The organism is Jejuia spongiicola, assembly GCF_023502325.1.
In the GTDB taxonomy this organism is placed as follows: Bacteria; Bacteroidota; Bacteroidia; order Flavobacteriales; family Flavobacteriaceae; genus Wocania_A; species Wocania_A spongiicola.
Map to the genome: position 1 here is coordinate 501,941 of NZ_JAMFLZ010000003.1, position 10,832 is coordinate 512,772.

Genomic DNA, 10,832 nt, shown 5'->3' on the forward strand with positions numbered 1-10,832 from the left:
AATCAACTCACCCACTTCATCATTAAAGCACAAGCAAAAGCACCATAAGTTCCTAAAGCGTATCCTAAAACCGCTAATAAAACGCCAACAGGTGCTAACGATGGATGAAAGGCTCCGGCAACAACTGGCGCGGATGCTGCTCCACCAATATTGGCTTTAGAGCCTACTGCTAAAAAGAAATATGGGGCTTTTATAATTTTAGCCACAATAAATAATAAGCCCACATGAATAATCATCCAAACAAATCCAATAGCAAACAAACTTATATTATCTACAATGGCATTTAAATTCATTTTCATACCTATAGATGCAACAAGAATATAAATAAAAACAGTTCCTATTTTACTAGCCCCAGCGCCTTCATAACTTTTAAGCTTAGTAAACGATAAAACAATACCAATAGTTGTTGCCGTTATAATTAACCAGAAAAACGAACTTCCTAACCCAAAATCAACAAGAAGCGGTGCATTTTCTTTTATCCAAACACCTAAGTTATCACCTACCAAATGCCCTATTGAAGTCACACCAAAACCTATACCCAAAAGTATTATCAAATCATTAAAAGAAGGAACTCTAGCTGTTTCCAAACTAAACTTCTCCATCTTATTTTTAAGTGCTGTTATTGAAGAGTTATCTGCTTTAAAATATTTGTCCAATCTATCAGATTTTGCTACTCCTAAAAGTAAAAATGCCATCCAAACTTCGGCTACTAAAACATCAACTACAGCCATGATACTAAAAAGACTATCACTTACTTCCCATTGCTCTTTCATAGCCAATTGATTAGCGCCTCCACCAATCCAACTTCCTGCTACTGTAGATAAACCTTTCCATAACTCCGTTCCTTCTACTGCAATTAATATATCTGGTGCTACATAATTAAAAAACACAATAGCTAAAGGCCCTCCAATCATAACGCCTATTGTGGCTGTTAAAAACATAATTAAAGCTTTAGACCCTAGCCTAAACACGCCTTTTAAATCAATACTCATGGTTAAAAGAACCAATGATGCGGGCAATAAAAACCTTGAGGCTACATAATACAATTTACTGCCTCCAACAAACTTTGAATATTCAGATACATCAATCTTATTTGCTGAAACATAATCTTTTAAAGTATCTAAATTTGTAACACCATCTAAATTACCATAAAGTGATTTTAAATGATCTATAGCAGCCGAAACGTCTATCCATTTATCAGCAATTAAGCCAACTGAGCTTAATACTGAAGGAATAAAATAGCATAATAAAAGTGCAGGAACTATATTATAAAACTTTTTAAAACGAGGTAAACTAGATGTGTAAAATATTAATGCAAGTGTTATACTTAAAACGCCAAAAATAATGGTGTCGTTTGCGAATAAAGGAATGTCACTATTAATTTCGGCTAAATTCATAAAGTTGTATTTATTAATTGTCTTTGTAAAATTATCTATTCAATTTATATACTCAATGGAATTAGAAAATCTCTAAACTCCCTTTTCCTTCTCTAATAATTACAGGGTCGTCTCCTGATAAATCTATAATTGTTGAAGGCTCATTATCTCCATAACCACCATCAATAACTAAGTCTACCTTATCTCCCCATTTTTCTAAAATCAATTCTGGATCAGTAGTGTATTCTAAAACTTCATCTTCATCATGTATAGACGTTGATATTATAGGGTTACCCAACTGCCTAACAATATCCAAAGCTATATTATTATTTGGTACACGAATACCAACTGTTTTACGCTTTTTAAAAGGGTTTGGTAATGTTTTAGCACCTGGGAGAATAAATGTATAAGCACCAGGAAGTGCACGTTTTAAAATTTTAAACGTTGATGTATCTATCTGCTTCACATAATCACTTAAGTTACTTAAATCATGACAAACAAAAGAGAAGTTAGCTTTTTCTAGCTTTACTTGCTTAATCTTTGCAATACGCTCTAAAGCTTTTATGTTAGTAATATCGCAACCCAAACCATAAACTGAATCTGTTGGATAAATAATTAGGCCTCCACGTTTAAGAATAGCAACCACGTTTTCAATCGCCGCAGGATTGGGGTTTTCTTCATATATTCTTATAAACTCAGCCATAATAACTATCTTGTAAATGCGTTTACAAAGTAAATATTATTTTTAAAATGAAGCTTAAAAAAGGAAAAATCTTGGTTTTTGCTTTTGCTTTGATACTTTTTAATTGTTCAAACGAGAAAGCTATTGAAGAAAACAACTCTGGAATTGACCCAACAAAATACTACCAAGAATTAAACATTTCGTACGGAGAAGATAACGATCAAAAATTTGATTTGTATTTACCTGCAAATAGAACTGCAAGCACTAAAGTAATGGTTTTAGTGCATGGTGGCGGGTGGACCTCTGGTGACAAATCTGATATGAACCCGATAAAAGATTTATTACGGCAAGATTTTCCAGATTTAGCTATTGTAAATATTAACTACAGATTAGCAGATGATAATAACAAACCCTACCCTATGCAAATTGATGATATCACAAGTATTATTAATTTTTTAAATGATAATAAAGTAAAATACTCCATTTCTAACACCTTAGGATTTATTGGTACAAGCGCTGGTGCACACTTATCTCTGCTTTGGAGTTATGCTTTTGACGCTAATAGTAATGTAAATATGGTTTGTAGCATTGTTGGCCCAACAAATTTTACAGACCCTGCATATTTAAGCAATACAAATCCTGCGTTACAAGGTTTACTCAATTTATATGGAGAAAATGCAACAACTTCTTTTTTAGAAGAAGTTAGCCCTTATCATCAAGCTAAAACCAACTCGCCTCCAACCATTCTGTTTTATGGTGGGAAAGATCCATTAATTCCAACAACGCAAGGAACAGATATGCGAGACAAACTCCAAGACCTAGGAGTTGTTAATGAATTTACACTTTACCCTAATGCTGGACACGGTTGGATTGGTATAGAATTGCTAGATACGTGGCAAAAACTTAAAGTTTTCACAAATAACCATTTATAGTATAAATTTTGTAACATTTTGTATTTATTTTAGTCTTAGTAATATGCCTAGGTTTCTTTTTTATATAATAGTTTTTACTCTTAATATTCACTTGGTTTATGCAACTAGTGATATTAAAAAATCTATTCTCTTTCCTGAAGCCGAAATTATAAATGAATATACTAGCAGAATCCCATTTAAATTAATCGATCATTTAATTGTAGTTGAAGCTGAATTATTAAATAAAAAAGGCAATTTTATTATTGATACAGGATCAGAAACTTTAATACTAAATAGCGGGCATTTCCCAAATATGTACGCAAATAATACTAAATACAAAGAGACTTCAGGAGTTTTGCAGGCCATTGATTACTCATACGAAAAGCATGTAAAGGAATTTGTATTGCAAAATTTTAGATTAGAAAACAAAAGCTCAGACGTTATAGACTTGTCTCATATTGAAAACAGCAAAAAAATAAAGCTTCTGGGTATTATAGGCTACAACATATTAAAAGATTATGAAATTTTTATAGATATGCATCTAAATCAGATAACTTTAACTAAAGTAGACGCTTTAGGAAACAAGTTAGACAAGCACGTATATCTTGAAAAAATTGTTGATAGCATAGATTTTAAACTTAAAAAACACACCATTGTTTTAAATAGTACTATAAACAATCAAAAGCTTAAATTTGGGCTTGATACTGCTGCTGAATTTAACCAAATAAGCAAAAACGTTAACAAAAAGGTGTTAAAATATTTTATACCAAAAAAGCGATTAAAATTAATTGGTGCTAGTAATAAAAAAATTGAAGTTTTGGCAGGGAAATTGCATCGCGTTAAATTAAATGAAACTATTTATTTTGGTCCTATGCTTACCGTTTTAACAAACTTAAATAAAATGAACGAAGCTTTTGGTACCGATTTAGATGGTATTTTTGGTTATGAATTTTTTGCGCAAAAAAGAACCATTATAAATTATCAAAAAGAAACTTTGTACTTTGTAGATTACCCATTAAGAAGACAGTGAAATATTTATTAAAACATATAACCATTATAGTTTTTGCTTTTATAAGCTTAAATTCTTATGCTCAAAAAGATGATTTTAAGGGCTATAGAATTGAAGGTGATACCATTGTGTTTTCTTTTGACAAAAATGATTATACGAAAGCTACTCACGATTTTGATGGGGACAAGTATGATTTTGATGATTTTGATATTGAAAATGTTGTTGTCTCTGGTGAGTTTAACAATTGGTCTAAAAACAAATGGTATATGACTAAGGTTGGAGTTGACAGATACGAACTCAAAAAAAGCATTCATGATTTTACCGATGAATTTTCTTGGGAATTTAAGTTTGTAATCAATAATTCCTTTTGGGCAGAGCCATCAAAAAAAGATGGTAATATTGCAAAGGCCAAAAAAAATGGGAGAAAGTTACATGGTGTATATAATTTAAAAATGTATTTAGCACACCCTAACGAGAAGGGTAATGCGCATTTTAAATTAAAAGGATTTACTGATGCCAAAAGAGTTATTGTTGCTGGCTCTTTTAATAAATGGAATGAGAATCTATTTAAAATGGAGAAGATAGACGATGGTTGGGAACTCACATTGAAAATAAAACCTGGAGTTTACGAATATCGTTTTATTGTAGATGGCAAATGGATGGAAGACCCTAACAATATTCATAAAGTAAAGAATGAATTTAAGGAATATAATTCATTAATAGACATTAAGGAATATACAGCATTTAAACTTAGAGGATACACTAATGCTAAAAAAGTAGTCCTTACTGGCACATTTAATAATTGGAATGAGCATGACTATGTGATGCGCAAAATGGATTACGGCTGGAAATATGTTATTCCACTTTCTGGAGGCAAACACCACTATAAGTTTATAGTAGATGGGACGTGGGTTTTAGACCCACATAACTCTGTAAAAGAATATGATAACAATGGGCATGTTAATTCAGTTTGTATGATTAAATAAGAAACACTACCCAACAACCTCCAACTTAGCAAAACGCAATAATAACTTTTTAACGCCACCGTGCTGAAAATTAATTTCAGCCTTAATGTCTGCTCCTGCACCTTCAATTTTCATTACTTCTCCAGTACCAAATCTAATATGCTTTACAATATTTCCTACTACCAATTTACTGTCAAATAAATTAGTATTACCACCTGTTTTAGCAACTGGTTTTAAATTTTTTGGTGTAGTAACTTTAAACTTCTCTGGAGATTTCTTTGTGCCACTCTTTTTCAATACTGGTTGTTTTGCAGGCTTGTATCTAATTTTATTAGGTTCAACATCGCCAAAAATATCGGCATCAAGCATTGGGTTAAATCGGCGTTCTTCAATAGGTGTAACAATATCTAAATACTGTTCATCAATTTCTTCAATAAAACGACTAGGCTCGGAATCAATTAATTTCCCCCAGCGGTATCTCGATAATGCATAGGTTAAATAAGCCTGCTTTTCAGCTCGGGTCAAAGCCACGTAAAACAAGCGTCGCTCCTCCTCTAGCTCGCTACGCGTATTCATACTCATAGCACTTGGAAATAAATCTTCTTCTAAACCAACAATAAAAACATACGGAAACTCCAATCCTTTTGCCAAATGTATAGTCATTAACGCCACATGATCTGCATCACCCTTATCAGCATCCAAATCTGTTGCCAAAGCTACATCTTCTAAAAACTCTGCTAAAGAGCCAGTAGTATCGGCAATTTCTTTTTGTCCTTCAACAAAATCTTTCATACCGTTTAAAAGCTCCTCGATATTTTCCATTCTGGTAACACCTTCAGGTGTTCCATCTTTATTAAACTCTCTTATTAAACCACTGGTTCTGGTAACATGTTCTGCCAATTCAAAAACATCGGCAGTTTGATTTAATACTTGGAAACTCTCTATAAGAGTTACAAAATTTTGAAGTTTTGTTTTTGTGCCCGAATTAACTTTTACATCCGTTTTATCAATATGTTTCATTACTTCAAAAATGGTTCGGTTATAACCATTTGCAGAAACAATTAACTTATCAACAGTAGTTTGCCCAATTCCTCGTGGTGGGAAATTAATAACACGTTTTAAAGCTTCTTCATCAGCAGGGTTTATAATGAGTCGTAAATACGACAACACATCTTTTATTTCTTTGCGCTGATAAAATGAAAGCCCTCCATAAATTCGATATTTAATATCGCGTTTTCTTAATGCATCTTCAATAGCACGCGACTGTGCATTGGTTCTATATAAAATAGCAAAATCACTGTTCTTTAGTTGGTGATTCATTTTGCTTTCCCAAATAGTACTTGCTACATATCTCCCTTCATCACCGTCAGTTAACGACCTATTTACTTTTATTTTATCTCCTTCATCATTTGCAGTCCAAACAATTTTATCAAGTTTCGTTTGGTTTTTATCGATGATTGAATTTGCCGCATTTACAATGTTTTTAGTAGAACGATAATTTTGCTCTAATCGAAATACTTTTACATCATCGTAATCTTTCTGAAAATTTAATATATTATTAATATTTGCTCCACGGAAAGCATAAATACTTTGCGCATCATCACCTACCACGCAAATATTTTGAAACTTATCAGACAAGGCTCTCACAATTAAATATTGCGAATGATTTGTATCTTGATACTCATCAACTAAAATATATTTAAAGCGGTTTTGATATTTTGCTAAAACTTCAGGAAAACGTGTTAATAACTCATTAGTTTTCAATAATAAATCATCAAAATCCATAGCGCCAGCTTTAAAACAACGCTCCACATATTCTTTATAAATATCTCCCATTCGCGGTCTGCGTGCCATTGCATCAGCTTCTTTTAACTCTGGGTTTTGAAAATATGCACGTACAGTAATCAAGCTGTTTTTGTAGGAGGAAATTCTAGAACGTACTTGCTTATATTTATAAATATCTTTATCAAGACTCATCTCTTTAATAATAGATGCAATCAATCTATCAGAATCCTGTGTATCATAAATTGTAAAATTACTAGGGTAACCTAATCTATCAGCTTCAATTCGTAAAATTTTAGCAAAAACCGAGTGAAACGTACCCATCCATAAATTCTTCGCTTCACTAGCACCAACAATAGTTGCAATACGCTCTTTCATTTCTCGCGCCGCTTTGTTGGTAAATGTTAGCGATAATATATTAAAAGGATCAATTCCTTTACTCATCATATAAGCGATACGATATGTGAGCACACGTGTTTTTCCTGAACCTGCGCCAGCAATAACAATCATAGGCCCATCAATTTGTATTGTAGGCTCTAATTGTGCATCATTTAACTGACTTAAATACTTCTCCAAATCATTTTCATTTTAAGTTGTGAAAATAACCAATGTTATGCGTTTAATTAAGTGGAATTATTAATAATTATAAACAATTAATCTCTGTATCATCTTTTATAAAAATTTGAATATCTTTAGCTTCATAAAAATAAACTCTTTTAATTTTTAGTATGAAATACCTCTTCTTTTTTTTTATATGTTTAGGCATATCGAATACGTACTCGCAAGACAATTTAGAACAACAATTTATAGATATAGAAGAAAAAGTAATTGAATGGCGTAGACATTTTCATCAAAACCCAGAACTTTCAAACAGAGAATTCAAAACAGCAGAAACTATTGCTAAACATCTAAAAGACTTAGGATTAGAAGTTAAAACAGGTGTCGCTCATACAGGTGTTGTTGCTATTTTAAGAGGGAAATCGCCAGGAAAAGTGATTGCTTTACGTGCTGATATTGATGCACTACCTGTAACAGAAAGGAATAATTTGCCTTTTAAGTCTGAAGTAAAAACGACATTTTTAAACACAGAAACAGGTGTGATGCATGCTTGCGGACACGATACTCACACAGCTATTTTAATGGGTGTCGCAGAAATTCTAACTAAAAATAAAGACAAAATTAAAGGCACTGTAAAGTTTATTTTTCAGCCTGCTGAAGAAGGTCCTCTACCAGGAGAAGAAGGCGGGGCAAAATTAATGATTAAAGAAGGTGTTTTAGAAAACCCAAAAGTGGATGCTATTTTCGGGTTACATATACGTTCAAACTATGAGGTAGGTACCATTCACTATAAAAAAGGAGGTATTATGGCATCGGTTGAGCGTTTTGTAATTCATGTAAAAGGAAAGCAAACTCATGGAGGAAGGCCTTGGCAAGGTGTTGACCCTATCCTAATTTCTGCAAAAATTATTGACGGATTACAAACTATTATTAGCCGAGAATCTAAATTAGTTGATGAAGCTGCTGTTATTACCGTTGGTAAAATTACAGCTGGTACGCGTTTTAATATTATTCCTGAAAGTGCAGAACTTATAGGTACTGTACGAACTTTAGACCCTAAAATGAAAGCACATATTGAAAAGCGAATGACAGAAATGGTTACTACCCTAGCAAAAGCTTATGGAGGTGAAGCTACTATCAGTTTTCAAAATAACACAGCAATAACTTATAACGATTCCGATTTAGTTGATAAAATGTTACCTACTCTACAAAAAGTTGCTGGAGTAAATAATGTACACTTAAGAAAAGCAACTACTGGTGGTGAAGATTTTTCGTATTTTCAAGAAATCATTCCTGGCTTTTATTTCTTCTTGGGAGGTATGACCCCAGGAAATAAAGAAGCATTTCCACATCATACCCCTGATTTTAAAATTGATGAAAGTGGCATGCTTTTAGGTGTAAAAACGTTAACAAATATTACTTTTGACTACTTAAATAATTAGAATGGATTCTGTATTAGATTTTTTATCAAACATAGCTTGGTGGGGTTGGATTTTAATTGGGTTGTTTTTAGTAGCAATTCGCGATATATTCTTTCAAAAAAAGCACACCATAAGCCACAATTACCCGATTGTTGGTCATTTACGCTATTTATTTGAAAGCATCGGCCCTGAAATGCGTCAATACTTTGTTGCAAATAACAGAGAAGAATTGCCTTTTAACCGTATAGAAAGAGGATGGATTTATGCATCAGCTAAAAAGGAGAACAATTACGAAGGTTTTGGTACAGATAGAGACATTTATGAGCATCAACATATTTTTATTAATAATGCAATGATGCCGTTTAAAATAGATAAAAACCATCCTAACAAGTTAGATAAAACCTTTTTACCATGTGCGAAAGTTATGGGTGAATTTAACAAAAGGAAACGACCATATCGTCCAGCATCAGTTATAAACGTGTCGGCGATGAGTTTTGGCTCTCTTTCAGCAAAAGCGGTAGAATCTTTGAACAAAGGTGTTAAAATTGCAGGAGCTTATCATAATACTGGAGAAGGTGGATTGTCGCCTTATCACAGCAATGGCGGCGATGTAGTTTTTCATTTTGGAACAGGCTATTTTGGGGTGCGTGCAAAAGATGGTGGTTTTTCTATGGAAAAAATGATAAAAATGGTTGATGACAACCCATTTATCCGTGCTATAGAAGTAAAACTATCACAAGGGGCAAAACCTGGAAAAGGAGGAGTTTTACCAGGAGCAAAAATAACCAAACAAATTGCAGAAATTAGAGGTGTAGAAATAGGCAAAGATGTATTATCTCCACCAAATCACAAAGCATTTTCTAATGTGCCAGAGATGGTTGATTTTATAGAAAAAATTGCAGAAGCCACCGGATTGCCTGTTGGCATTAAAGCAGCCATAGGCAAACTAGAACAATGGGAAGAACTCGCAGATATTATGCTAAAAACTGGTAAAGGTCCTGATTTTATTACAGTGGATGGTGGTGAAGGCGGAACTGGGGCAGCTCCACCAAGTTTTGCTGACCATGTTTCATTACCTTGGGTTTATGGGTTTAGCGACTTATATAAGCTATTTAAATACAAAGGATTATCTGAACGCATTGTATTTATTGGCAGTGGTAAATTAGGGTTTCCAGCGAAAGCAGCTATGGCATTTGCCATGGGTGCAGATTGTATTAATGTAGCAAGAGAAGCGATGATGAGCATTGGATGTATTCAAGCTCAAATATGTCATACTAACCGCTGCCCTAGCGGTGTGGCAACACAAAGCAAATGGTTACAAAACGGTATAGACCCTACTTTAAAATCTGAACGATTAGCACAATACTTTAAAACGTTTAGGAAAGAATTAGTGGAAATTACTCATGCTGCAGGATATGAACACCCTTGTCAATTTAAAATGAGTGATATAGAAATTAATGTTGATGATCATAACATATCCAAAGAATTGAATAGAACTTATATGTATGAGAAATCTCATGTCCCATTTACTAACATGCAAACTTTAAAAGATTGTTTATATTTGGGCGGACAATTAGAACCTTCTCCTCAAACCAATTAAAAAACCATGGACGCAGAAAGAATTATTGATTTACTTTTATTCGCAATCCCCTCATTAATTGTTGGAATTATTGCATACTATTTTTTTAAAGAACATACAAAAAACGAAGATGGCAGAAGACGCTATTTATTAAAAAAGGATTTACAAGTTTCATCAATGCCATTGCGTCTTCAAGCTTATGAAAGACTTGCATTGTTTTTAGAAAGAATCTCTCCAAACAAATTAATGATTAGAGTTTCTCCAATATCCTCAAATAAAGATGATTATGAACGATTACTTATACAAAATATTGAACAAGAAATGGAACATAATTTATCGCAACAAATATATGTTAGCGAAAAATGTTGGAGCATTATATCTGCCGCAAAAAGCGCCACTATTCAATTGATAAGAAAAGCCAGTTTACTAGAAAAAACGGATACTGCCGATAAACTTAGAGAAGTAGTTTTAACCGAAATGATGGAACGCAGAGCTCCTAGCGACGCTGCCTTATCCTTTATAAAAGAGGAGATTTCAGATTTATGGTAA

At 33.1% G+C, this 10,832-nt stretch carries 9 protein-coding genes; 6 read left to right on the forward strand and 3 right to left on the reverse strand.

Annotation, left to right across the window (positions count from 1 at the left end; all coding sequences use genetic code 11):
* Positions 1 to 2: 2 nt before the first annotated feature.
* Complete coding sequence (locus M3P09_RS09555; RefSeq protein WP_249972963.1) at positions 3 to 1,397, reverse strand: DUF819 family protein; 1,395 nt, start codon at positions 1,395 to 1,397, stop codon at positions 3 to 5.
* Positions 1,398 to 1,458: 61 nt separating this feature from the next.
* Positions 1,459 to 2,079 (reverse strand): L-threonylcarbamoyladenylate synthase, encoded by a 621-nt coding sequence (locus M3P09_RS09560; protein ID WP_249972964.1) that lies wholly within the window; start codon positions 2,077 to 2,079, stop codon positions 1,459 to 1,461.
* A gap of 47 nt (positions 2,080 to 2,126) precedes the next feature.
* On the opposite strand from M3P09_RS09560, the gene M3P09_RS09565 reads away from it, so the two are divergent.
* Genes M3P09_RS09565 through M3P09_RS17445 form a run of 3 tightly spaced genes read left to right on the forward strand, consistent with a single transcriptional unit; the run spans position 2,127 to position 4,964 of the window.
* Complete coding sequence (locus tag M3P09_RS09565) at positions 2,127 to 2,990, forward strand: alpha/beta hydrolase (RefSeq protein WP_249972965.1); 864 nt, start codon at positions 2,127 to 2,129, stop codon at positions 2,988 to 2,990.
* Between the two features lie 43 nt (positions 2,991 to 3,033).
* Complete coding sequence (locus M3P09_RS09570) at positions 3,034 to 3,999, forward strand: hypothetical protein (protein WP_249972966.1); 966 nt, start codon at positions 3,034 to 3,036, stop codon at positions 3,997 to 3,999.
* Positions 3,996 to 4,964: an early set domain-containing protein gene (locus tag M3P09_RS17445; RefSeq protein ID WP_249972967.1), complete on the forward strand. Its 969-nt coding sequence runs from the start codon at positions 3,996 to 3,998 to the stop codon at positions 4,962 to 4,964. Before M3P09_RS09570 ends, M3P09_RS17445 begins: the two co-directional genes overlap by 4 nt.
* Positions 4,965 to 4,970: 6 nt before the next feature.
* Here M3P09_RS17445 and M3P09_RS09580 read toward each other — a convergent pair whose 3' ends face one another.
* Positions 4,971 to 7,301 (reverse strand): ATP-dependent helicase, encoded by a 2,331-nt coding sequence (locus tag M3P09_RS09580; protein ID WP_249972968.1) that lies wholly within the window; start codon positions 7,299 to 7,301, stop codon positions 4,971 to 4,973.
* A 152-nt stretch (positions 7,302 to 7,453) separates the two neighbouring features.
* Here M3P09_RS09580 and M3P09_RS09585 point away from each other — a divergent pair, with 152 nt between their 5' ends.
* Genes M3P09_RS09585 through M3P09_RS09595 form a run of 3 tightly spaced genes read left to right on the forward strand, consistent with a single transcriptional unit; the run spans position 7,454 to position 10,832 of the window.
* On the forward strand, positions 7,454 to 8,725 hold the full coding sequence (locus M3P09_RS09585) for an amidohydrolase (protein ID WP_249972969.1): 1,272 nt from the start codon (positions 7,454 to 7,456) through the stop codon (positions 8,723 to 8,725).
* A gap of 1 nt (position 8,726) precedes the next feature.
* Complete coding sequence (locus M3P09_RS09590; RefSeq protein WP_099566092.1) at positions 8,727 to 10,304, forward strand: FMN-binding glutamate synthase family protein; 1,578 nt, start codon at positions 8,727 to 8,729, stop codon at positions 10,302 to 10,304.
* Between the two features lie 6 nt (positions 10,305 to 10,310).
* Positions 10,311 to 10,832: a DUF7935 family protein gene (locus M3P09_RS09595; RefSeq protein WP_099566093.1), complete on the forward strand. Its 522-nt coding sequence runs from the start codon at positions 10,311 to 10,313 to the stop codon at positions 10,830 to 10,832.